Consider the following 24444-nt stretch of genomic DNA (forward strand, 5'->3'; position numbering starts at 1 on the left):
TTTTATTTCCTATTTTCTGGCCTATAAAGTTTTATCGGGGTATGGGAGAAAAGAAAAATGAGTAAAATTAAAAACATTCTCTTTATTATGGCAGATCAACTCCGCTGGGATTATCTAAGTTGTGCAGGGCATAAAACTTTAAAAACACCAACTATTGATGCACTTGCTGCACGTGGCACTCGCTTCACCAATGCTTATGTGCAATCGGCTATTTGTGGTCCGTCCCGTGTCTCCTTTTACACTGGTCGCTATGTTACGTCACATGGAGCAACCTGGAATCAAATTCCACTATCAATCGGCGAATGGGGACTTGGAGATTATCTACGTCCTCTTGGTGTGCGGGTCGCTTTAGCCGGCAAAACCCATATGGTTGCCGATATGGCAAGTATGGAAAAGTTATCCATTCAACCGGAAAGTTATGAAGGTATCCTTACTGCTCAAGCAGGTTTTGAACCTTATATCCGTGATGACGGTTTACACCCAGACCAGCTAACCAATCCTGATTTGGCTTACAACCAATATTTACGTAATCAAGGCTATGATGGTGAAAACCCTTGGCATAGCTGGGCAAATGCAGCCGAAGGTGACGATGGTGAAATTCTATCTGGTTGGTATATGCGTAATTGCAATAAGCCCGCACGCATTAAGGCCGAACATTCAGAAACGCCATGGATGACAGATCAAGCCATGAAATTTATGGAAGAGCAAGGTGATGAACCATGGTGCTTACATCTTAGCTATATCAAACCTCATTGGCCTTATATGGCACCAGAGCCTTATTTTTCGAACTTCAATAAAAATGATATACCCAAAGCCAATCGACAGGACCACGAATTAGACAATCCACACCCTGTGGTAAAAGCATTTATGAACCATGCCGAAGGACGTAACTTTGCCCGCGAGGAAACACGTGAAACGGTAATCCCCGCCTATATGGCATTGATCCAGCAATTAGATGACGAATTAGCCCACCTTTTTGAATTTATGGAAAAGAATGGGCGCCTAAACGATACGTTAATCGTTTTTACATCAGATCATGGAGATTACTTGGGAGATCACTGGCTCGGTGAAAAAGAACTTTTCCACGATTGTTCAACCAAAATCCCCCTTATTATTGCAGGCCCCGATATAGCAGAAGGACAAGTGATAGATGAACTTGTCGAAGCAATTGACCTTATACCTACATTTTTGGATAGCTTAGGAGGCACCCTACCAAACCCAAGATTGGAAGGACGATCCCTGCTTCCCTTATTGAAAGATGGCAAAGTAGAAAATTGGCGCGATTATGCGATTTGTGAGTTGGATTATTCTCATCGCGGTGCAAGACTGGACCTAGGTTTAGATGTGAATAGCTGTAAGGCATGGATGATCCGATCAGAAAACTGGAAATACATTCATTACCTTGGCTATCCGGCGCAATTATTCGATATGATCAGTGATCCACTTGAATTAAACGATTTGGGCCAAGATCCCGCTTTCGCCAATATTCGCGAAGAATTTGCCCAAACATTATTTGACTGGCATCTATCGGGACGTAAGGTTCGCAAAACCATCAGTGATCAAGATGTCGAAGCAAGAACAGATAGTTGGCAGAAAAAAGGTGTCATTTTTGGAGAATGGTAACCAAACAATTCAGCCAATCTTTTCTTGCAACTTCATCTAATTCAAGGCATAATTCGCAAATTGCAAATCTTGATTTGTAATATTATGGCTGCAACGACTTCAGGACCTTAAAATCAATGTCCATAAGACCACGCGTATTGTTGGTGGAAGATACTCCGTCTCTGTCCTTGCTATATAAGCAATATATGTCCGAACTCGACGTTGATGTGAAAATCGCCGAGACAGGTAAGTTTGGCTTACAGCTTATTCAAGAATGGAAACCAAATGTTCTTCTGCTTGATATTGAATTACCAGATATGAATGGTCTTGATTTGCTAAAGATCATTCAAGAAAACGAACTGCCTATCAACACAGTTGTGATCACTGCCCATGGATCTGTTGCCGTGGCAGTAGATGCTATGCGGACAGGGGCTTATGACTTCATCGTAAAGCCCTTTAATGCCAATCGTTTACGCGTGACGATCACCAACGCTTTAGAACAATTAAAACTTACAGAACTTGTCGAAAGTATCAAGGATTCCAGCCGCGCGAATTTTGAAGGTTTTGTGGGCTCCTCCCTTTCCATGCAAGCTGTTTATCGCATTATCGATTCGGCTGCAACATCCAAAGCCACTGTTTTTATTACTGGTGAATCCGGTACAGGTAAGGAAGTTTGTGCAGAAGCAATTCATCGCCAAAGCAAACGGGCGGAAAATCCATTTATAGCTATCAACTGTGGCGCTATTCCACGCGACCTCATGGAATCAGAAATTTTCGGTCATAAAAAAGGCGCTTTTACGGGGGCAACGGCCGACCGCGATGGCGCTGCCACCATGGCCAATGGCGGCACTCTATTTCTAGACGAAATCGGTGAAATGCCGATGGAGTTACAAACTAAACTCTTACGTTTCATTCAAACAGGCACCTTCCAAAAAGTAGGGGGAAGCCAAGTTGAAGAAGTGAATGTAAGATTCATCTGTGCGACCAATCGTGATGTTTTGGAAGAAGTTGAACAAGGTAATTTCCGTGAGGATTTATATTATCGCCTTCATGTAATCCCTATTCCGATGCCGCCACTCAGAGAGCGAGGCGAAGATATCTTATTGATCGCTCGTAAATTCTTAAGAGACTATACCTTAGAAGAAGAAAAAAACTTCCGCGGCTTTAGTGAACAAGTGGAACGCATTCTGGCCACCTATAAATGGCCGGGGAATGTACGTGAACTACAGAATATTATCCGCAACATCGTCGTATTAAATGATGGTGAAATTGTACAGCCAGAGATGTTACCACCGCCACTCAGCCATATTGAAATTTCACCTGAACAAGCCAAACTTGTTGATGCACAAATAGCAAAAGCAGGTCATGCCATGACGATGAGAGATCCAACTACAGTTTCTCCACTTTGGATCGCAGAAAAATCCTATATTGAAATGGCGATTCAGGTATGTGAAGGCAATATCCCTCAAGCCGCAAGAAAACTAGAGGTTGCGCCATCCACGTTGTATCGAAAGATCGAAAGTTGGAAAAGCAAAGCTGTTGTAACAACTGAAGCTGTTGGGGATTAGTCTTTTTTGCGGATTAATCCTGCGAAGAAACCATCCATACCACCGATCTCAGCCAAGATGTCTGGACGACAGCGCAACAGGCCTTCATCGGTGATGCAGTCTTCAACACCATCGATAATGTTTTTCGGAATAGCGATAAATTCGCCATCTGACAGGCTATTCATAAAGCTTTGAAATTGATGTTCAGCTTCTTCTTTTTGTAAAGAGCAAACTGCATACATCATATATCCACCGGACTTAACCATATCCCATGCCGCAGGTAATAAACGTGCTTGTGTCGCGACTAACTTATCAACATCTTCCTGCGATTTAATATGGGCTAAATCCGGGTGGCGGCGCATGGTTCCTGTTGCCCCACAAGGTGCATCCACAAATACAAAATCTGCTTGCTCTGCTGGCTTCCATTTCACAACATCAGCTACATGAATATCTGCAGATAAACCCATTCTGTCTAAATTCTCATGCAAGCGCGCTAAACGTGGTTTGGAAATATCAACTGCTGTCACCTTTGCACCAGCTGCAGCCATCTGCATGGTCTTTCCGCCGGGAGCCGCACATAAGTCCAAAGTAGTTTTACTATCAAAACCGCCGATCAGTTTATCTGCAATCTTAAGCGGTAGCGAACTTGCTAAATCCTGCACCCACCAGTGGCCTTCGCTAAATCCGGGTACATTTTGCATATGATATCCAGCAGGTAAACGCTGCCCACCGCCAGGCAAATCAATAGCATCTGTTAATTTTTCAGCATCTTTCAAATGGCGTGGGGAAACATCAATGGGTGCTTCTTCAAGATTGGCTTCCGCCATCGCTTGCGCGGTTTCCTCACCATAATCACGGACCCAACTATCCCAAATCCAGGCGGGTGTATTTAATTTTGCAGCATTTTGGATTGCAAGCAATGCATCTCCTTCTCGATCTGCACGACCAAGAATAGCATTAATTAATCCTTTGAATTTACGGATAATGGCGAATTCAGACGTTTTATCCAATAATGAAAGCAATTCGCCAACAGCCGCATGAGGTGGCGTATCTAGTATTAATAATTGCACCATTCCAACGCGTAAGAAATGTGCGACCATTCCCTGATCACCCGTTACCGGACGTTCCAAAAATTCTTCTGCCAAAGCATCCAATTGTCCTTTGTAACGTAAACTATTAAGGACGATTGCACGGGCAAACCCTTTATCCCGATCTTCCAATTGATTGAGATCATCGGCCAGTTGTAATTGAGCTTGATCAAAACTCTGTCCTTTATCAAGGATACGACGCAGCATACGCAACGCAACAAGACGTGCGGATATTTCTGCATGCTCACGACGACGATATGGAGGCTTGGAACGATTTTTGGAATTTCTGGATGTATTTGTCATAAGCAGGGTTATGACCCGAAAAACACATGAAAGAAAGGGAAAAGATTAAATCTTTACTTTTATAAAGAGTAATCACATATATAGATCATTATGGAAAAATTAAAAAACCTGTTCAAATCTTCAAAAGCACCTGTTGAAAAACAAGCTTCTCCAACAATGACATCTGGTGATGATGAACCTATCATGGACCCAGAAGTTAAAGGTCATGATTCAAAAACACTTGCTGAATTAAAGGCTGATGAAGCCGGGCGACGTTGGCGTAAAATGGCGGAAGAAAACGGAGAAGTTGAAATTGAAATCGGTGGCCCGAAAGGTTTAGAACCGACCCGTTATGGTGATTGGGAAAAAGCTGGTCGTTGCATTGATTTTTAAGGACTAAGCTTATTCAATAGAGCAAATCTTCCAAATCGCTTACATCTTCTGCATCTATGACCTTCCTTGCAAGATCATATGAAAAACCTTGTCGCGCTAACGCTGCCATATCGCGATCTCGTCTCTCTGCTCTCTCTTTCATCCGAAAAGGCCCTAAACGCCTTTTCTTTGCGTAAGAAATTGCAGCTTCTGTATCACTATCCCCTTCTAATTCCTCCTCAAGCTCCAAAAGAGCTGCATCAATATCAGATGACCCAACGCCTTTCGATATAAGCTTCATTCGAATGGCTTTTACAGATTTACCTTGCCGATGTTGAGAAAAAGCAATGGAACGCGCATAAAGTTGATCATTTAACAAACCAACTTCGATAAATCGTTCCACTATTTCATCAACCGCTTGCCGTCCTTCCTCGCGATCTGTTCCCAGTTGCATATGGGATTTATCAACCCGGCGCATCAAGACACGACGTAAATTTTCCGCACTACTGGAAAATCGTTCCAAATAGTAAAGAGCAACGTTATTTAAACGTGCTGCATTTGCTGGCTTGGGCTTCTTTTCTTTTCGGGCTGGTATTTTGGTTTTAGCTTTTGTTTTTCGCGGGTTATTCTTGGCAAGGCGCGCAAAAGGAACAAGCTTGTTATCATCATTCATTTTCACCTTCCTTCCCCAAAACATAAAATTAAAAAAACCACATTCCTGTGATGATCATCACAGGCAGTTCGCCTAACCATCCTTATAGTCATATTTAGAAAGAGGCAAAAACCTTTTTCATCCAAGACGAGCTTGAAGTGCCTTGGCTAAGATATCCTGCCCCTCCCATCCTGTCATGGCACGACAGCTAATTTAAAACGGCGCTCAAATTTATTGGGCGCCGTTTTATTTGCTAGTACAATATCCAAAAACACGGTAAAACCAAAATACATTCATGATCTATCTCATAGATATTTCAATTACAGCAGTAATGTATAAGGCCTAATAAATAACATGGCAAAGCCGGGAAAATTTCAAGATCGAGGCGTCTATATTGGTTTTGAAACCAAAAATTTAGGTGGCATGCGGTGTCGCCCTTCCAAAGTTGAAGGCAGCGTCTATGAAGCCTTGATCAGTAATTGGGCCGGCGATTCTGCTCTTGGTGTTGGTGGGGATTTGGTCATGCCCTTCCTTGACGTCATGGAATGGGCTGAACTTTCAGATCGAGATAAAGCTCTTCATGCTTCCGTTTCTCAATATGGCTATAAAACCGAGGGATATATTGACCCCCAAGCCATGCGTGAAATTCGATTTGAAACTGACATGGCTTTTGCTGATCCGATCTTGCGCATGCGCGCAGTTGAAGAATTACGTATCGAATCAATAGATTCTCAAAATACGTATTTTGAAATTCTTTCTATTTTTGCACGTAAATACGGGGCAACAATCGATAATCGTGAATTGAAATATGTAAGTCGCAGTATCCTGCAACAGTTAGCCCGAGAAAACCCGGAAGACGTTTTACGCCTGACACGCGAAATCACGAAAGCAGCGGCAGAACATGGTGAAATCACCCCGGAAACCCTTTCTGCACGCCTTGATTTCTATTCTTCTTTTGCAGCCCCTATCTGTTCTATCCTTGATAAGGATAGTAAAGATAGAGATATTGGATATCTCAGTCGCCAATTAGGTGCACTAGAAGACTTAATGGATCGTTTGGAAGAATTTCGCGAGGGCACAAATATCGAAATCTCAGGCTTCATCACGAACATCCAAGAAAATGCAGATAAATTTCTTGATTTTGCCCAGAAACAAGCAAGTGCTATTCAGCTTCTTATAGTGGATGATCGATCCTATACACATGATGATATGTTCAAAGAGTTAAAAAAAGAGCTTTATGAAAACCGAATGCATATCGCCTATGCCCTTGATGGTTGGGAACAACACTATGTAGGCTGGAAAAAACTACAAAATGACTCTCAGGAAACAAAAGAGGACTTTATCATCAAGTTATTCCGTGTCATGCCACAGCCGACCCGTGAAGTTGAAATGGTATCTATTGGCTATGACATGTCAGGTGTTGGTAGCCGTGCGGGCACTGTTCGAATGATGCATAGTTGGGATAGTGAAAGCGAAGATCTTGAGCTAAAAAACCGAGTAGAAGCAGGAAAATTTAATAAATCAGCATTGGAAGTTGTAAATTCGGACCTTCGCAGTAAAAGACAGATTGAACGTTCAGCAGGCCGTGATGATAATAAGGATTATTAAATCAAATTCATAAATATTATGCAGCTGAAAGACAGACTGTTTTCCTTACCCCTCTTGAATTCATGTAACTGAACTTCTAAGTTCAAGCCAATTGCATATACAAATATTAAAATTCATTCTCCTATCGAAGGAAAAGAGTTCCTATGTCGGAAGTTGCTACGCCTAGACGTTTTGGCCGCATTAATTGGATCGGTGCGAGCTATCTTTATGTAAAAGAAGTGAAACGTTTCCTCAATGTTTTCACACAAACGGTTGCTGCCCCTGTGATCACGACCCTGCTGTTTCTTGCTATCTTCACCCTAGCATTAGGTCGGGCAGTTGAAACAGTAAATGGCGTTGCCTTTGCATCTTTCCTTGCACCAGGCTTGATAATGATGAGTATGGCGCAAAATGCCTTTGCAAATACGTCTTCATCCTTGGTAATTTCCAAGATCCAAGGAAATATTGTCGACGTTTTATTACCACCAATCAGCCCTTTTGAATTTACAGCAGCTTATACATTAGGTGGTGTAACACGTGGTACACTTGTTGGTTTTGTCACTGCGATCGCCATGTCTTTCTTTGTAGATATGTCTATCCATAACCTTTTCTTTGTGATTTTTCATGCCGTTATGGCATCTATGATGCTGTCTTTGCTTGGTATTCTTGGCGGTCTTTGGTCAGAGAAATTTGACCATATTGCTGCGGTTACCAATTTTGTAATTATGCCTTTTTCATTCCTAAGCGGTACCTTTTATTCCATTACCCGCTTACCGGAACCATTTTATACCCTGACCCAATTCAATCCATTTTTCTATATGATTGATGGATTCCGTTACGGCTTTATCGGCCAATCAGATTCTGTTCCTATGATTGGAGTTGCCGTTATGCTGGGTGTAAATGCAGCATTATTTCTAAGTGCTTGGCGCTGGGTAAAATCTGGCTATAAGTTAAAAGCTTAAGGTAAGGATCTGGACCATGTCAGATACAATCATACCCGTAAAACTAAGCTACCTGAACCTCATTGGTATTCGCACCTTGGTAGAACGCGAACTACGTCGTGAAGTTCGCTTCTTTGGTGTATCTGTTATTGGTCCTGCCCTTCAAGCGGCTTTATTCGCGCTTATAATTACAATTGCTGTTGGCGAAAACATGCCAAAAACCAATGGCTTGGATTATATTGTTTTTCTTTCCACGGGCTTCATCATTACATCCATGCTTCAGCGTGCTTTTGAATCAACAGCTTTCTCGCTGATGTTTGATAAGCTTGAAGGTAATATTGAAGATATACTTGGCGCGCCGTTCATTGGATTCGAGATCTTGTTAAGCTATACAATTTCTTCGATGTTTGTGGCCTTTACCATTGGCGTTTCTGTATGGATGGTATTGCTTCTAATGGGCGGGCCAACAATGCCTATACATATACCCGAGCTTATTTCTGCCATTTTGATTGGGTGTTTTTTATTTTCTTCGGCAGGTGTACTTGCAACTATTTGGTCCGAGAAATGGGATAAGCTTTCCGCAAAAGAAACCTTCTTTGTTATGCCATTGATGTTCTTGTCTGGTTCATTCTTTCCAAGAAGCGCCGTAATCGAAGAATTGCAATTCCTATTAGATTACAACCCTGTATTTCGTCTTGTCGAGGCCGTGCGTTATGGTTTTACCGGCGCACATGAACTAGATATCTGGGCAGGGTTAGGTATGGCATCCATTTGGATGGTTGTAATTTGGGCGATTACCCTCGTCGTTCTGAGCACCGGATATAAAATCAAACCGTAAATCCACCACTACATCTCATAAAAGTAGTAGAACAAGGTTAAATCGCCTGAAAACCGCTCTTTTCCTCTCTTTTCAATTGACAGGGCGCATGAAGAACGGCATTCCTGCTTCTTTCCAAAAGTGGAAATTTCATCTTTAACTCCAAAAAATCAGAAAGGTCTGTTTTTTATGTCATCTCAAGAGACATTGGCGCCTGAAACAAGCGCTGTGATGAACACTTACGCACGGTTCCCAGAAGCTATGGTCCGGGGCGAAGGGGTGTATCTCTTCGATGAGAAAGAACGACGATTCTTGGACTTTTATGCGGGCATCGCTGTAAATGGGTTAGGTCATTGTCATCCACATCTTGTTAAAACCTTACAAGATCAGGCAACAAAACTTTGGCATGTCAGTAATTTATACCATATTCCCGAGCAAGAGAGATTAGCCAAACGCCTCACTGCAAACAGTTTTGCGGATCGTGTTTTCTTCACCAATTCTGGTGTTGAAGCCATGGAAGGAATGATCAAACTTGCGCGTCGCTATCATTATGTAGATGGCAATCCAAATAAATGGCGGATCATTACGGTTCAAGGTGCATTTCATGGACGCTCACTTGCAACGATCTCTGCGGCGGCAAATCCGAAATATGTAGAAGGTTTTGGTCCAGCCGTTGACGGTTTTGACAATGTTCCATTTGGTAATCTGAATGAATTGCGTAGTGCAATTACCGAAGAAACCGCTGCGATCTTGATCGAACCAATTCAAGGTGAAGGCGGTATCCGTCCAGCCAATATGGAATATCTAAAAGGTTTACGCGAAGCAGCAGACGAATTCGGCCTGTTATTGATCTTCGATGAAATTCAATGCGGTAATGCACGTACTGGTAAGATGTGGGGCCATGAATGGGCAGATATTAAGCCAGACGCAATTGCAACGGCCAAAGGTCTTGGTGGTGGTTTCCCTGTGGGTTGCTTTATGGCCACCGAAGAAGCTGCAAAAGGTTTGGTACCAGGCGTACATGGCACGACATATGGCGGCAATCCATTAGCTATGGCAGCTGCCAATGCCGTTTTAGATGTGACTGAGAAAGATGGCTTCCTTGACCATGTGCAAGAAGTAGCTAGCTATCTACAAGGTAAATTAGATCAATTGGTTGCAGATCACTCTTCAATCTTCACAAGTTGGCGTGGTGCAGGTCTGATGATCGGACTTCAGGCCAACGCAGAAAACATTGAAGCAATCAAAGTTATCTCAGCTTTCAAGGATGAAGGCCTACTAACTGTTGGTGCCGCGGATAATATCATCCGTTTATTGCCACCATTGATTATCGAAAAAGAACATATTGACGAAGCATATGCTGCTATGGACGCAGCAGCTAAAAAGCTGGAGGGCTAAGGTCATGACAAATTCTCCAAAACATTTCCTAGATCTTGATCATTTTCAAGAAACTGAATTACGTTCTATGCTGGATGCTGGTAATGCTTTTCGTAAAGGGAACGCGCGCGGCACAGAGAAACCATTAGAAGGTAAAGTACTTGCTTGTATCTTTGAAAAACCGTCTACACGTACGCGTTTAAGCTTTGACGTTGGTATGAAACAATTAGGTGGTGAAGTTGTTGTTATTACACCATCTGAATCTCAACTTGGCCACGGCGAAAGCATTGCTGATACGGCACGTGTTTTAAGCCGCTATGTAGATGCAATCATGATCCGAACAACAACAGAAGATAAACTTTTAGAATTGGCGGAATATGCAACTGTGCCCGTGATTAATGGCCTGACAGACCGCACACATCCATGTCAGTTGATGGCTGACGTTATGACCTATGAACAACATCGTGGTTCCATCAAAGGAAAAACAATTACTTGGTCTGGTGATGGTAACAATATGGCAACAAGCTTCATTCACGCTGCTGTACGTTTTGATTTCACCTTGCGTTTGGCAACACCTGAAGAATTACCTGTACCACAGGATGTTATCGATTGGGCAAAAGCTGAAGGTGGCAATATTGAAGTTTATCATAGCCCGGAACCTGCAGCAGAAGGTGCAGATTGCATTGTCACAGATACATGGGTGTCAATGGGTGATAAAGATGCCCCTGTGCGTCACAACTTACTTAAATCTTTCCAAGTCGATGAAAGATTAATGGCACGCGCAAAATCCGATGCTATCTTTATGCATTGTTTACCAGCTTATCGCGGTAATGAAGTAACCGCAGAAGTTATTGATGGCCCTCAATCCGTCATTTGGGATGAAGCGGAAAATCGCCTTCATGCTCAAAAAGGGGTTTTGGCATATTGCTTGGATGCTCTATAAAGCGTCAAAATTTTACAATGAGACGGGCTAAGGTTAAACTTGGCTTATGCTAATAAAAGCTTGGGGTCTTGAAAAAGGCCCCAAGCTGCTTATTTGTGGCACTAAATTTCAAATAGCTACAAAAGCAAAAAAGAAATAGGTTCGAAATGTCTGATACAACAAAACTCACCGACGATATGGTATTACCTTTCATGATCGAAGAATCCGGCATTAATGGCCGTATCGTACGTATGGGTAAATCCATTGATACCATCCTGAAACGTCATCCAGAGGTTCCCTACCCTGCACAGGTTTTATTGGGACAATTTCTAACACTAGGCGCAGCAATGGCCACTGCATTGAAATATGATGGTGTCTTTACATTGCAAGCAAAAGGCGACGGCCCTGTCTCCATGATGGTTGCAGATGTCACCAGTGACGGCAATGTACGTGGCTATATCAAAGTCGATAAAGATTTACCTGATTACGATGATTGCATGCGTGCGCCTGTCCTTTTCCTACTGGAAAAAGGTTATATGGCTTTTACTGTGGATCAAGGCCAAGATATGGAACGCTATCAAGGTATCGTGGAAATTCGTGGTAAAACGTTGGAGGAAGCTGTGGGCCATTATTTTGCGCAATCAGATCAGTTAGCCTCCCGTGTGCATTTAGCTGCGGGCAAAGGTGAAGATGGCAATTGGCGATCTAGTTGTATCATGCTTCAAAAGATGCCAGAGGAAGGCGGCAACATCGTTAAATCCATGGAAGGCGAAGCCTTGGAAGAATGGATGCGTGCAGTTACTTTAATGAAAAGTGCTACAGAAGAAGAAATGACCGATGAAAAATTAGGCGCAAATGACCTTCTCTACCGCCTTTTCCATGAAGATGGTGTTCGTATTTATGATACAAAACCTCTGGATATTAACTGCCGCTGTTCTCGTGAGAAAGTATCTGGTGCTCTTTTGCAATTAAATGCTGATGATCTAGAACATGCGATGGAAAATGATAAGATCGCGGTCACTTGCGAATTTTGTAACACAACTTACGAATTCAATGATCAAGACATCGCGCAGATGAAAACTAGACATTGATAATTAGTTTAAAACATCTTTTATCTACGCCCATAGTGATCTCTTGACCATTATGGGCGAATTTGTTCATAGTATGCCTCTAAATTTCTGAAAGATAATCGCGGGGAAAAATTATGCGCAAAATGATCAGATCATTATTTGTCTTAGGCATTGTCACAATTGTAACAGCATGCTCAACAAATGTAGAAAGACATAACTTTCCCGATCTTACCTTTACACATTTGCAAAGAATTAATTTAGACGTTGCATCCATTGAGGTTGTGCAAGCTTATCAACCACCGTTACAACAGCCACATATAGAACATGAAACACCGATCTCCATGCTGGCAACAACAGCGACATGGGCAGAAGATGTCTTTAAATCGGTCGGACAATCCGGTTCCGCAAAAATCATAATTTCAGAGGCGTCAATTGTTGAGGAAGCTCTATCAAACAATAACAGTATCACAAGTACATTCACGACGGAACAATCCGAAAAATATACGTCTAAATTGACTGTTGAAATTCAAATTCAAGACGCCTTTGGTGGCAGCGCGACAACCAATAGTTCTGTAAGCCGAAGTATAACGGTAGCGGAAGATATTTCTTTAACAGGTCGTGAACGTGTATGGTTCGATCTAATCGAAGATACAATCAATGATATGAATTTAAAAATCCGCGACGGAATTGGTAAATATCTAAAAGATTATCTTCGTTAATCTAATTTAGATTTTCCCGTGAAACGGTCTGTTTAATAATTGGCGGATCGTTTCACCAATATCGGCCCCATCGGTGACGATACGATTCACTGCTTCACAGATTGGCATATCCACATCTAATCTGCGTGCTAAATCTGTGACCGAAGTCGCAGACCATACCCCCTCGGTCACTGCACGACGTTCTGCTAAAATTGTTTCGACACTACGTCCTTTGCCCAGTTCTATACCAAAAGACATATTACGGGATTGAGGGCTGTTACATGTAAGTGCCAAATCCCCCAGTCCACATAGGCTCATTAAGGTTTCTGACTTGGCGCCGAGCTTCTCACCGAGGCGCATGACTTCTGCTAATCCGCGTGTAACCAAGGCAGCTCGTGCGTTTTCTCCAAGTTCACGACCCGTCACAATACCACAAGCAATTGCTAAAACATTTTTTACAGCCCCACCAATTTCAGCACCAACGAGATCATCTGTCGGATAAGGACGAAATGTCGGTGCTGCCACAGCTTTCATAATCAACTCACGGGAAGCCTCATGTCTCGAAGCCACTGTCACTGCTGTCGGCAGTCCGATAGCAACTTCCGACGCAAATGTTGGTCCTGAAAGAATAGCAATATGTGCCTCTGGCATGACCTCTTGTGCGACTTCGTGCATCAACGCTCCTGTTGCTTGCTCGACACCCTTACAACACAAGGCGATCGCTTTACCAGCAACATATGGAGCCATCTCTTCAGCAACCTTTCGCATATGCTGGCTAGGCACAACCAACAAAATGACCTCCGCAGCAGCAAGGGCTTCTTTCATATCGCCCGTTGCACAAATGCCGGCATCAAGGCGCGTCTCTGGCAGATATAACGGGTTACCACGACCTTCGTTGATATCTTCAACAACCTGTGTATTACGTGCCCATAAGATAACATCAGACCCAGCGCGGCGTGAGGCACAAGCCAAAGCAGTTCCCCATGCTCCACCACCAATCACAGTTGTTTTGAGTGCAGTCATTTTCTTCTTCTCTTAGTCAATCTTTAAACTATCAAGTGGCCAACGGGGTTTTGCAGCGACATTTAAATCACTCGTTAATCCGCGGCGTAAACGTTCTAAGCCCGCCCAGGCAATCATAGCACCATTATCTGTGCATAGCTTCACCGGTGGCGCAACGAAACGCATATTTTGAGCTGCTGCTGCATCCGTTAAAACAGCACGTAATGCTTTATTCGCTGCAACACCACCTCCGACAACGAGGGCATGACCGTCCCCACATTCGGCACGAAAACGTTCCATTGCACGACGACATCGATCAGCAAATACATCACCAACAGCCAATTGAAAGCCTGCACAAATATCCGCAAGCGCTTGTGCATCTCTTTCATCTTCCGACAGTTTTTCAATCTGCTGACGCACTGCCGTTTTCAAACCGGAAAAAGAAAAATCGCAGTCAGGACGACCTACCATTGGCCGCGGCAATTTAAAACGATGAGGATCACCTGATGCCGCTGCTTTTTCGACATTTGGTCCACCTGGATATTCTAACCCCAGTAATTTGGCAGTTTTATCAAATGCTTCACCAACCGCATCGTCAATAGTAGAACCATAAAGCTCATAATCCCCGACACCACGAACACAAAGAATTTGACAATGTCCGCCAGATACGAGGAGCAATAAATATGGAAATGCAACATCTTCGCTAAGACGTGCAGTCAAAGCATGACCTTCCAAATGGTTAACGGATACAAAAGGTTTATTTGCGGCAAGTGCCAGAGCTTTTGCAGTCATCATACCAACCATTACGCCGCCGATAAGCCCTGGTCCTGTTGTTGCCGCGATTGCATCCAAATCCGTTAGTTCTAGGTTGGCTTCATTTAGAGCACGCTCCACAATACTGTCCATATGGTCTAAATGACTGCGTGCCGCAATTTCAGGAACCACCCCACCATAGGGACGATGATCATCTAATTGCGATAGAACGATATTGGAAAGGATTTCACCACTGGATTGATCGTCCTTTACAGAAACGACTGCTGCTGCGGTTTCATCACAAGATGTTTCTATTCCGAGGACTAACATTCAAATTGCTCAAAAATCTATAATTTTCTTCTATAACCTTGCTAGAAGGGTGTAGCCTATCAGGCCCAAATAGGCTACAGCTTGTTTCATAGAAAATTGCATTTTTTACCTGTTTCAACAACAGGCAAATTCCAACTTCTCAGATGATAGGTCTTTCATGGCAAAAATTCTAAAAATCGGTACTCGTGCCTCTCCACTCGCACTGGCACAAGCCTATGAAACACGCGACAAATTGATAGCCGCTCATCCTGAACTAAAATGTGAAATCGTGGAATTGAAGACCACAGGTGATAAGATATTGGATCGCCCGTTATCAGAAGTGGGCGGCAAAGGTTTGTTCACTAAAGAATTAGATGAAGCGTTAGCCGATGGCCGTGCGGATATTTCCGTACATTCTATGAAAGACTTAGAAACACAAATCCCTGTAGACCAACAACTTGGTGCAGTTTTGCCACGTGAAGATGTACGTGATGCATTTATTTGTACAAAGGCAAAAACTTTAGCTGACTTGCCACACGGTGCCGTTGTAGGCACCTCTTCATTACGTCGCCAAGCTCAAATCCTTGGAAAATACCCTCACCTAAACGTCGTAACTTTCCGTGGAAATGTGCAGACACGTCTGCGTAAATTGGAAGAAGGCCAAGCCGATGCAACCTTGTTAGCCATGGCAGGGCTTAATCGATTAGATATGACAGAAGTTGTGACATCTGCCTTAGAGGTTGATGATATTTTACCGGCAGTTGCACAAGGCGCAATTGCCATAACCTTACGAAAAGGTGATAATGAAACGCAAGCCTTGCTTGATCCGTTAAACTGCGAAAAAACAGCGACACGTGTGACAGCTGAACGGGCTTTTCTTGCAAAATTGGACGGGTCTTGCCGCACACCAATTGCTGGCTTGGCTGAATTTACCGACGATGGACGCTTGCGATTACGTGGGATGGCCTTATCTTATAATGGTGAACGCCAAATTCTGGAAGAAGACTTTGCCGCAATTGAAGATGCATTTGATCTTGGTAGCCGCATTGGTGAAAAAGTAAAAGCACAGATGGGAGATAATTTCTTCGGTGAATAACACGATAGAACATCCGAACAATATAGTTCTTGTCACGCGCCCGAAAGAAGATGCAGCAAGCTTGCTGGAAATTCTTGATAGGCGCGGTTACACCTCTCTCTCCTCTCCACTTTTAAAAATAAATCATATTACTCCACCGACAGAATTTCCTGATTGGTTAGCAGAATCACAGGCCTTAGTTTTAACTTCTGCAAATGGTGTACGTGCGCTCACCTCTAATGAGAAACACAAACATACATACATTCGGTTACCTATCTATGCTGTTGGCGATGCCACTGCAAGGGAAGCAAGAGATGCAGGTTTTAACCAAATAGAGACGGCAGCTGGTGATGTAGATAAACTTGCTGATTTAATTAAGAAAAAATTAAATCCTGAAAATGGGCCCGTAACTCATATTGCGGGCAGTAAGCTTGCAGGCGATCTCGCCAACCTGCTCGAAAAAAATGGTTTCACCTATCATCGAGCCACATTATATGACTCAATTAAAGCGACAAATTTGTCTATTGATGTAATTGAAGCGCTTGCAAATGCACGCGTACGATGCGTACTTTTTTATTCCCCTCGTACGGCTGAAAGTTTTTCAGCTCTTGTAGAAAAAGCTAATTTAGGCGAAACTCTTAAAACAGTAACAGCAATTTGCCTTAGCCAAAATGTTGCGGCGAAACTCAAGCATCAAAACTGGCTCGATATTCAAACTGCTAAACAACCTACTCAGAATGACCTTCTCACTTTATTGGATGCTCTGATGACAGATACACCTTCTAACGATGATCAAGAAAACAACAATTATGATAATCTACTGAGCGACTATAGTGCAGAAGAAATCATCGACGGTTTCGGTGGCATTCGCCCTATGGCGGGTAAGGTCGGTGTGGCAGTTAGCACCGTTCAAGGTTGGAAAACTCGCAACCACATCCCTGAAAGTCACAAAGATCAGATCATCAAGGCGGCGATAGAAGAAAAAGCAACTTTCAATAAATCTGAAAAGGTTAATGAAGAAAAAGATTCGCCTATTATCGAAGGGGAAATTGTTGATACATCTGATCAAGATACCAATACTACTGCAAACCATTCTTCAGATATCAGCGATGCAGAACCAGTAATTATCAAAAAACACGTTTCTACATTTTCATTGATCAGTATTGCCGCATTGACTGGCGCCTTGATCTTACAGCCCTATTGGTCGCCAACAGTTGAAAAAGCCTTAAATCCGTTATTATCCAATTTGGCACCTAACCTAGCAGCAGCAAAAAATGAAAATGCTGTAGAAGGAAAAATTGAGGAAGCTATCGCCCCACTCCAAGAACGCCTAAAACAATTGCAAACCGCACTATCAACTGCAATTCAATCATCTAGTGACAATGCTATCTCGGAAGAATCTGTTTCCGCGCTGATAAGCAACGAACTATCATCAGTGTCAAATGTGATTGCTGGCCTTCAAAAGCAAGTAGATGCAATTCCAATCATCACAGAAACAGCAGATGGAACCAGCATTGACCTCTCTCCGTTAAATGAGGCTATACAAAATCTTCAAAACCAAGTCGATCAGGTTAATAACTTAATTACTGATACCCAACTAAATTTGGAAGACAAATTATTACAGCTTCAAGATGATGTATCATCATATAAAGCTTCACTTGAAGATTTAGCAGATATGCCTTCTAAGACGATTACTGCGCCCAATGGCAATCAGCAATCAATTGCTGTGTTGATTGGCGTGATGGAAATGTCCGACGCATTACAAAAAGGTAGACCTTTAGAGAGCTACATATCCACCCTTCAAAAACTGGCTACGGCACAGGATGAGATTTTGGTTGATTTGAATGAATTAGAACGTTTATCGGAAGATGGCGTGCCTACATTATATCAACTTCAACGAGCCTATAGTGAGGTTGCTGCTAATCCAGAAGCACATCGTACAGATGCCGGAGAAACTGAATGGATGGATGCAACATTAAACAACTTACAGAATTTGATTTCTGTCCGTCGTGTGGGCGAAGATGAAAATGCACCGCCAATTAGTCGCGCGGAAATAGCCCTACAACGTGGTGATTTATCAGCTGCAATTACAATTCTAGCCCCTTTGTCTACAGAACGTCAGGATGTTGCAGATTGGATTCAAGCAGCGACTAAACTGGATCAAGCAGAAACATATCTTGCACGCATTCGACAAACAGCCAGCAACGCTATCCTTGGTAATCCGAATATGACGGAGAATAATCAATGATCCGTGGTCTTCTTATATTTGCAAAGATCGCTATTTTAGCCGCGATTGGATACTGGTTGGCCGAACAATCCGGACATGTCTCAATCGAACTCGCGGGCTGGCGCGTAGATGCCTCTATAGGCATAGTGGCACTTGCATTGCTGATCTTGGTCGTGGCGCTTTATTTTGCTGTTAGTCTTTATCGTACGATACGAAAAGCACCTAAACAATTTCAAGAAAATCGCGCACTCTCTCGTCGGGAAAAAGGGTATCGTGCCCTAACACAAGGGCTCGTCGCAGTTGCAGCAGGCGATAAATTAGAGGCGCAGCGACAATCACGAAAGGCAAATACGCTTTTAAATGATCCACCTCTAACCATGTTACTTTCTGCGCAGTCTGCTCAGTTAAATGGAGATGAAAAAGCTGCAGAGAAATTCTTTGAGGCAATGTTGGATCATCCTCAGGCAGCCTTTTTAGGTGTGCGTGGATTGATGATGCAGGCAGCCAAAGATGGTGATCAAGACAAAGCTTTGGAACTTGCTCAAAAAGCGCATGACCTTCGTCCTGATACACCTTGGGTCCTAACGGAGCTTCTTGAACTGCAAGATGATGCCAAAGATTGGGATGGCGCCCTTAAAACTGTCGAAGAAGCGATCAAAGCAAAAGCTCTTCCTTTAGAAGATGGCAAAAAGCGCAAAGCAGAAATTCTGATGCAAAAAGCGCGTATTGCACGTGATCAAGGCAATGAGGATATTGCCTTAAATCTAGTCAAACGTTCGGTCCGTGTTGACCCGTCACTCGCCCCTGCAGTTACACTTTATGCACGTTTACTGCAGTCTAACGGAAAATTGCGTAAAGCAGAAAAACTGATTGAAGACACGTGGAAGCTAAAACCGAATGCGGCACTTGCTTATACCTATAAAGATTTAAACACGTCTGTGAACGAATTAGAACAAGTCAAACGATTTGAGAAACTGACCCAGTCAAATCAGGATCATGTGGAAAGTCGTTTTGCGATGGCGCGTATTGCGCTTGATGCTGCGTTATGGGGCGAAGCGCGTAAGCAAACAGCACCTTTAATAGATATGGCAACGCAAAAAGATAAAACACCTTCCCCTCGCCTATGCCGTCTTATGGCTGAACTGGAAGAAAAAGAACATCACGATATGGCGAAAGCCCATCATTGGTTGGAACTGGCTTCAACTGATAATGACGAAGTTGAAATCGATTAAAAAAGGGAAGCATATGCTTCCCTTTTTTAATAACCACAATTTCGATTAAGTTATACAGCAATCGCCTCAGGCATATCTGTCTGCGCATGATCGCATTTAGGTGTCGGATCAAATAATTTACCATCTTGTAAGCGCAGACTGCGCGTCGCGATTTTCTGACGGAAATGTGGATCATGAGAAATAACAATCATCGCCTGTGGTAACTCGTTTAAAATTTCCACAAGGCGTTCTGTGCCTGCCTCATCCACCGCATTGGTAGGTTCATCCAACAATAAAACTTCAGGCCCCATCGCTAACACGGCTGCAAGTGTTACAAGGCGCTTTTCACCACCGGAAAGCTTGTGCGTAATACGATCCTTTAACTTGGTCATATTGATTTGCTGTAAAACTGTATCCACAATCGCCATCGCTTCTTCTTTGCTTTTCCCCAAATTCATCGGGCCAAAAGCAATATCTTCAGCAACTGTTGGACAGAATAATTGATCATCCGGATCCTGAAACACTAATCCTGCAAGGCGGCGTACTTCATGGAAATCCTTTTCCACTTTACGTGATTGACCAAAAGCAAAAACGTCACCTTGTGTTGGATGAAGCAAGCCAACAATGATTTGGAATAATGTACTTTTTCCAGCGCCGTTAGAACCTGTAAGGCATAGGCGTTCACCTGCAGATAAACTCAAATCCACACCGTTTAAAACAGACGGACGAGACGGATATGCAAAATGAACATCCTTTAAATTAATAAGAGAGGGCATTAAAAACCTCCAACAGGACTAAACTGACCAAAACACCAGCAAAAAACAGGATAAAGAAAAGATCGCGTGTTTGGAACTGAAAATCATTCAACATCGGAATATGACCAGCAAAGCCCCGACATTTCATCGCTTTTAAGATACGTTCGGATCTTTCCAAGGCACGTACTAACATCATGCCAATTAAATAGCCAAAAGATTGATAGGTATGCCAACTGTTACGCGGACGGAAGCCTCTGGTCTTCATTGCATTACGAAGGCGCTGATATTCTTCGTGAAGAACCTCAATATAACGTACAGTGAAAAGTAATAGATGCACCAGATTAGTTGGTACTTTCAAACGGTGTAACGCATGACCAAAGGTTACAGATTCCATAGATCCAACCAATGCCATCAAAGATAAAACAGCCGCATTGGCTTTCAAGGCAATCGCAATGGCTTTCCATAAACCTTCCCAGGATGCGGCAAAACCAAACACATGAAACATGGCTTCACCTTTCATAGTGAAAGGCAACATCACCAGCATAAAGATGATAAAACCATCCATTGCAGCCATACGCTTTAACGTTTTACTTGCAGGCATACGTGCCGACATCATCAAGGCAATGGCGAAAAACAGGGCCACTGTCAGCACTGCCAAATTATTCAGACTGACAACGGTAACAGAGAAAATTACAGACGCAACCACACGCGCACGTGGGTCAAGCGAACGTAGAAAACTTTCTTGTTCTGTGGATTGAGAGTCGGTCCAGCTTTGCTGTTCGACCTCTAAAATCTCACTCATCCCTGCTATCCTTTAGTCACGCTTTTCTTTTCCTTACGGGCAAGAAAAAATAAATACAAACCACATAGGCCAAAAATATAGCCCAAACCGCCAAGAATAGTTTGGAAATCATTCTTCTCTTTATAGGCAGCAATCTCTTTGCGAAGCAATTTCATTTCCTGACGAATACTACGTATATCAGCTGAAGACACTTGCGCAGCTACCACTGCTTGCCCAGAAGATGCAGTCAATGTTTGTGTTACCGAAGAGCTCGTTGCTGTCACAGGCATAGTTTGCCCATTAATCTCAGGTAAATCTTCAACGGCAACAGAAAATTCTGCAACATGTCCCGCGCCCAGATCAGCACGAAATACATGTTCTACCATTTGAGTTGGTTTAAAGAAGAAAATACCATCTTCATCTGTTTGCGCTTCACCCAAAGGATTGCCATCAACATCGACGATTTCAATTCGGACATTCTTCGCCATATCACCGTTGGAGAAACCGACTTCCCCTTCAATCATATCACCACTGGCATAAGCGTCAGCCAAAACCTTATGCGCATGTGCAGGCACCACCACAGCAACAGATAAAGTTGCTGCCAAGGCGGTAACTGCTAGATTTTTCTTTATATATTTGAACATATAAACCTTTTCCGTCCTAAACGGCCCGTGTAGCCACCTGAAATAAGTCAGGCTTCACACGATGAATTAACAAGACGGCCATACCCGAAAGTACGCCTTCAATAATCATAACCGGTACATGTGCAAAAAGAACCAGCTTCACAGCCTCGAAGAATTCATCCCCTGTTAACGCAAGCGAAATCGCCACAAAAACAGTTGTCAGAGCGATGGCTAACCCACCACCGAATGCTCCCCAAAGGGCCGCGACAGTGCGATTTTCACTTAACACACCACGACGACAGATGAAATAAACGATCACAGCAGGAAGCGCAATATTCACCGCATTTACCCCCAAGACGGTCAATCCCCCAAAGCCGAAGAATACGGCCTGCAACAACAATCCGACAAACAGGGCAGGAAAAGCAGCCCAGCCGAGAACCAACCCGGCTAGACCACTTAAAATAAGGTGAACACTGGAAGGTCCCAATGGCACATGAATAAGGGAGGCAATAAAGAAACTTGCACTTAAAACACCCGCAGTCGGAATATTTTCAATGTTAAGCTTCTTTAAACCAAGACCAAGACCAACAGTTGTTATAGCCGCGCCGCCGATCAAAACCTCAGTTGATAATGCACCATCTACGATATGCATTTCAGTTTCCCTTCTTCAAAGACGTTTTATTTAACGTCGTATGCACGTACCCAAATCACAGCGTCTTGGGATAGTTCCTTACCTTCATGTTCTGTCGCCGGGCCGGAACCTAACGCAGCAAAGCCCCAAAAGCCAGCTTTTGGAATACCAAATGTGAAATAACCGTTGGCATCAGAAATCGCCACAACCGCGCCACCTGGCATTGGGTTTGCGGTTGCTTCTTTTGGGCTGTTTGTATCAATGTTTGGTTCTGCAGCCATATATTCAATTTCAATCTCTGCACCAGCAACAGGCTTACCATTTGCCAAAACTTGACCTGTGAATGTGGAACCAGCCAAAACATTTGTTGGTTTGTTCAAAGGTACGATCTCTGTTTCAAGACCAACAGGCTCATTCCAGTCAGTTGGAAGGTCACCTTTATTCAAGAAAGTCTTGGTAATCTGTTGAATATAAATATCTTCGCTTTCTTCGTAATATGGTGCCGGATCGATCACAAACACATAATCACCATTACGTTTCACAGGCACAACAGCTTCATAAGCATCGGCCTCATTTTCCAACCCTTTGAACTTAATTGGCTTCAAAGAACCAAGAAGGTCTGTTTTCTTACCTTTATTAACGTAATAAAACTCGTTTGGCTGGCCCATATCCATCACATGACCATTTTCAAACGGATGCCAGAAAATAAGCTTCAATGGCACATCAGCTTTTTTCTCAAGATTTACTTCTGGTGTATATACCAATTGAAAATGTGCAGATGCAGTTTGTGCGGAAAATGTTGCGGCAACCAGTGCAGCAGCACCAAGGAATAAAGATTTCATCTCTGTCTCCAAATTCTTATTATTTGCATGCCTCAATAGACATGCGATCAGGAGACGCTCGGGAGCTAAAAAGCAGACAATGAATTCGAAATAATCAAAAACATTTGTCCAAGACGCTCACCCCGGCGTCAGGTCAAAAAATAAAAAAATCACTGGATTGAGACATATAGAAACACACCCCGTGACCTTTTCAGATGGCAGGTCTCCTGGCTCACGGGTCTTGGTTTTAATCCGACCTTCCCGGATTGTCCTCCCCAAGGAAAACATCATCCAGTGGTACTGATGGATAAAACTCACCGTCTACAGTTGCGGGGGCAGCCACGGTCTTGGTCCCTAATGGGTACGCCTCACCGTGTTCCCTTTTAATCTCCTAGAAGCTTATCTTCAGAGAACCATCCCCCGCAACCTACTGAATTTATAATTTTCGTCAATGAAAAATCATCTCACACAAGCTACTTTCTTAGCCTGACATCAATTTGCGACATCAATCCTATTAAAAACGCAAATCAATCTAGCCTAACAATCAATTAGTGGTAACAGGTAATTTGAGCCCGCAGTTCAGATTCGATAATGAATACGGATTTTTGCAACAAAAGAATATTTACAAATGCGAAGGCAGATTATAAAAACTCGTTAACCGAATAATTCGGTCGTGCCGCTTTAGCTCAGTTGGTAGAGCATCTCATTCGTAATGAGGGGGTCACGTGTTCAAGTCACGTAAGCGGCACCATTTAATTAAAAAAATCCCTTGTATCCTTATAGAATATCACTTTCCCAAAAGGGGCAGATGTTTAATTTGATGATATTTCAGTGCCAGTGAAATGCAGTCTTTTACTATTTCAAGCGGTAAGTCATTGTTGATGTTAAACGCAACTGCGCGTTTTCCCTCTACATTCAATTTTGCCCCATATAATTCACGATAGGTTTCGGCCAGACGGGAATTACAAATCACATACATGAATATGAAATCAGGTGTTTTTTCTTTCCAGTCAAACCGGATCGGGCTACCTCCCTTAACGGCATAACTCGCCTCTCCCCATTTCAAACTTTCTTGAACGGGCCCTAATCCATCCTCTTTGGCAACTTCATAAACCAAACCTCGTAACACAAACAACTTTTCCCTTACCTCAGGTGAGTAGCCTTCCCATTTAGATTTAACGCCGTCGTTCATATTTTTACTCTCAAGTTATACCTATCTCATAGGTTTAATCATTTCATCTTATTATCAGATAGACGAGTTTCGCAATTCATATTAGACTTTCAGTATATTATATATGGGG

The 24444-nt window shown here is 43.0% G+C and carries 23 protein-coding genes, 1 tRNA gene and 1 riboswitch; of the genes, 14 read left to right on the forward strand and 10 right to left on the reverse strand.

Translation table 11 applies throughout. The annotated features are described in order from the left end of the window. Positions 1-57: 57 nt before the first annotated feature. Together E1160_RS15590 and E1160_RS15595 are read left to right on the forward strand one after the other, a co-directional pair. Positions 58-1623: a sulfatase-like hydrolase/transferase gene (locus E1160_RS15590; RefSeq protein ID WP_155156872.1), complete on the forward strand. Its 1566-nt coding sequence runs from the start codon at positions 58-60 to the stop codon at positions 1621-1623. A gap of 116 nt (positions 1624-1739) precedes the next feature. Beyond that, a complete protein-coding gene (locus E1160_RS15595) occupies positions 1740-3170 on the forward strand; it encodes a sigma-54-dependent transcriptional regulator (protein WP_155156874.1) in 1431 nt (476 codons plus the stop codon). On the opposite strand, the gene E1160_RS15600 is transcribed toward E1160_RS15595, so the two are convergent. Continuing rightward, entirely contained in the window at positions 3167-4540 is a 1374-nt protein-coding gene (locus E1160_RS15600; RefSeq protein ID WP_155156876.1) for an RsmB/NOP family class I SAM-dependent RNA methyltransferase, read from the reverse strand. The two genes, E1160_RS15595 and E1160_RS15600, sit on opposite strands and share 4 nt — an antisense overlap. A 90-nt stretch (positions 4541-4630) precedes the next feature. On the opposite strand from E1160_RS15600, the gene E1160_RS15605 reads away from it, so the two are divergent. After that, positions 4631-4912 (forward strand): DUF1674 domain-containing protein, encoded by a 282-nt coding sequence (locus E1160_RS15605; protein ID WP_235914179.1) that lies wholly within the window; start codon positions 4631-4633, stop codon positions 4910-4912. 13 nt (positions 4913-4925) lie between these two features. Here E1160_RS15605 and E1160_RS15610 read toward each other — a convergent pair whose 3' ends face one another. Next, positions 4926-5564, reverse strand: a complete 639-nt coding sequence (locus E1160_RS15610) for a regulatory protein RecX (RefSeq protein WP_155156878.1) — start codon at positions 5562-5564, stop codon at positions 4926-4928. A gap of 333 nt (positions 5565-5897) precedes the next feature. Here E1160_RS15610 and E1160_RS15615 point away from each other — a divergent pair, with 333 nt between their 5' ends. From E1160_RS15615 to E1160_RS15645, 7 genes are all read left to right on the forward strand, one after another. Beyond that, positions 5898-7151 (forward strand): hypothetical protein, encoded by a 1254-nt coding sequence (locus E1160_RS15615; RefSeq protein ID WP_155156880.1) that lies wholly within the window; start codon positions 5898-5900, stop codon positions 7149-7151. Between the two features lie 143 nt (positions 7152-7294). Continuing rightward, positions 7295-8092 carry an ABC transporter permease gene (locus tag E1160_RS15620; protein WP_155156882.1) on the forward strand — a complete coding sequence of 266 codons (798 nt, stop codon included), beginning with the start codon at positions 7295-7297 and terminating at the stop codon, positions 8090-8092. 16 nt (positions 8093-8108) lie between these two features. Then, the gene (locus E1160_RS15625; RefSeq protein ID WP_155156884.1) at positions 8109-8909 is read left to right on the forward strand and encodes an ABC transporter permease; all 801 of its coding nucleotides are present in this window, start codon (positions 8109-8111) and stop codon (positions 8907-8909) included. A 168-nt stretch (positions 8910-9077) separates the two neighbouring features. Then, complete coding sequence (locus E1160_RS15630) at positions 9078-10286, forward strand: aspartate aminotransferase family protein (RefSeq protein WP_235914180.1); 1209 nt, start codon at positions 9078-9080, stop codon at positions 10284-10286. Between the two features lie 4 nt (positions 10287-10290). Then, positions 10291-11208 carry an ornithine carbamoyltransferase gene (gene argF, locus E1160_RS15635; protein ID WP_155156886.1) on the forward strand — a complete coding sequence of 306 codons (918 nt, stop codon included), beginning with the start codon at positions 10291-10293 and terminating at the stop codon, positions 11206-11208. Positions 11209-11354: 146 nt separating this feature from the next. Further along, a complete protein-coding gene (hslO, locus tag E1160_RS15640; protein WP_155156888.1) occupies positions 11355-12278 on the forward strand; it encodes an Hsp33 family molecular chaperone HslO in 924 nt (307 codons plus the stop codon). A 113-nt stretch (positions 12279-12391) separates the two neighbouring features. Then, complete coding sequence (locus E1160_RS15645) at positions 12392-12976, forward strand: hypothetical protein (protein WP_155156890.1); 585 nt, start codon at positions 12392-12394, stop codon at positions 12974-12976. A 6-nt stretch (positions 12977-12982) separates the two neighbouring features. Here E1160_RS15645 and E1160_RS15650 read toward each other — a convergent pair whose 3' ends face one another. Together E1160_RS15650 and tsaD are read right to left on the reverse strand one after the other, a co-directional pair. Next, a complete protein-coding gene (locus tag E1160_RS15650; protein ID WP_155156892.1) occupies positions 12983-13978 on the reverse strand; it encodes an NAD(P)H-dependent glycerol-3-phosphate dehydrogenase in 996 nt (331 codons plus the stop codon). A gap of 12 nt (positions 13979-13990) precedes the next feature. Beyond that, positions 13991-15040, reverse strand: coding sequence for a tRNA (adenosine(37)-N6)-threonylcarbamoyltransferase complex transferase subunit TsaD (gene tsaD / locus E1160_RS15655; protein ID WP_155156894.1), 1050 nt, complete (start codon positions 15038-15040; stop codon positions 13991-13993). A gap of 157 nt (positions 15041-15197) precedes the next feature. Between tsaD and hemC the strand changes: the two genes are divergently transcribed. Genes hemC through E1160_RS15670 form a run of 3 tightly spaced genes read left to right on the forward strand, consistent with a single transcriptional unit; the run spans position 15198 to position 19553 of the window. Continuing rightward, positions 15198-16115: a hydroxymethylbilane synthase gene (hemC, locus tag E1160_RS15660; protein ID WP_155156896.1), complete on the forward strand. Its 918-nt coding sequence runs from the start codon at positions 15198-15200 to the stop codon at positions 16113-16115. Beyond that, positions 16108-18342, forward strand: a complete 2235-nt coding sequence (locus E1160_RS15665) for a uroporphyrinogen-III synthase (protein WP_155156898.1) — start codon at positions 16108-16110, stop codon at positions 18340-18342. The genes hemC and E1160_RS15665 overlap by 8 nt, the downstream gene beginning before the upstream one ends. Next, positions 18339-19553 carry a heme biosynthesis protein HemY gene (locus E1160_RS15670; RefSeq protein WP_155156900.1) on the forward strand — a complete coding sequence of 405 codons (1215 nt, stop codon included), beginning with the start codon at positions 18339-18341 and terminating at the stop codon, positions 19551-19553. Before E1160_RS15665 ends, E1160_RS15670 begins: the two co-directional genes overlap by 4 nt. A gap of 50 nt (positions 19554-19603) precedes the next feature. On the opposite strand, the gene E1160_RS15675 is transcribed toward E1160_RS15670, so the two are convergent. The 5 genes from E1160_RS15675 to E1160_RS15695 are packed head-to-tail and all read right to left on the reverse strand — an operon-like array spanning position 19604 to position 23164. After that, positions 19604-20308, reverse strand: coding sequence for an energy-coupling factor ABC transporter ATP-binding protein (locus E1160_RS15675; protein WP_155156902.1), 705 nt, complete (start codon positions 20306-20308; stop codon positions 19604-19606). Beyond that, the gene (gene cbiQ, locus E1160_RS15680) at positions 20292-21089 is read right to left on the reverse strand and encodes a cobalt ECF transporter T component CbiQ (RefSeq protein WP_155156903.1); all 798 of its coding nucleotides are present in this window, start codon (positions 21087-21089) and stop codon (positions 20292-20294) included. Before cbiQ ends, E1160_RS15675 begins: the two co-directional genes overlap by 17 nt. A gap of 5 nt (positions 21090-21094) precedes the next feature. Further along, positions 21095-21712: a cobalt ABC transporter permease gene (locus E1160_RS15685; protein WP_218048950.1), complete on the reverse strand. Its 618-nt coding sequence runs from the start codon at positions 21710-21712 to the stop codon at positions 21095-21097. A 16-nt stretch (positions 21713-21728) separates the two neighbouring features. Further along, positions 21729-22343, reverse strand: a complete 615-nt coding sequence (cbiM, locus tag E1160_RS15690) for a cobalt transporter CbiM (RefSeq protein WP_155156905.1) — start codon at positions 22341-22343, stop codon at positions 21729-21731. Positions 22344-22369: 26 nt separating this feature from the next. Continuing rightward, positions 22370-23164, reverse strand: a complete 795-nt coding sequence (locus tag E1160_RS15695) for a DUF4198 domain-containing protein (RefSeq protein ID WP_155156907.1) — start codon at positions 23162-23164, stop codon at positions 22370-22372. A gap of 179 nt (positions 23165-23343) precedes the next feature. Continuing rightward, a riboswitch (cobalamin riboswitch) is annotated at positions 23344-23576 on the reverse strand. 242 nt (positions 23577-23818) lie between these two features. On the opposite strand from E1160_RS15695, the gene E1160_RS15700 reads away from it, so the two are divergent. After that, a tRNA-Thr gene (locus tag E1160_RS15700) sits at positions 23819-23894 on the forward strand. Between the two features lie 36 nt (positions 23895-23930). Here the strand turns inward: E1160_RS15700 and E1160_RS15705 are convergent. Continuing rightward, positions 23931-24335 carry a DUF1801 domain-containing protein gene (locus E1160_RS15705; protein ID WP_155156909.1) on the reverse strand — a complete coding sequence of 135 codons (405 nt, stop codon included), beginning with the start codon at positions 24333-24335 and terminating at the stop codon, positions 23931-23933. Positions 24336-24444: the final 109 nt, after the last annotated feature.

This window comes from Curvivirga aplysinae (genome assembly GCF_009711445.1).
GTDB lineage: Bacteria > Pseudomonadota > Alphaproteobacteria > UBA8366 > Aestuariispiraceae > Curvivirga > Curvivirga aplysinae.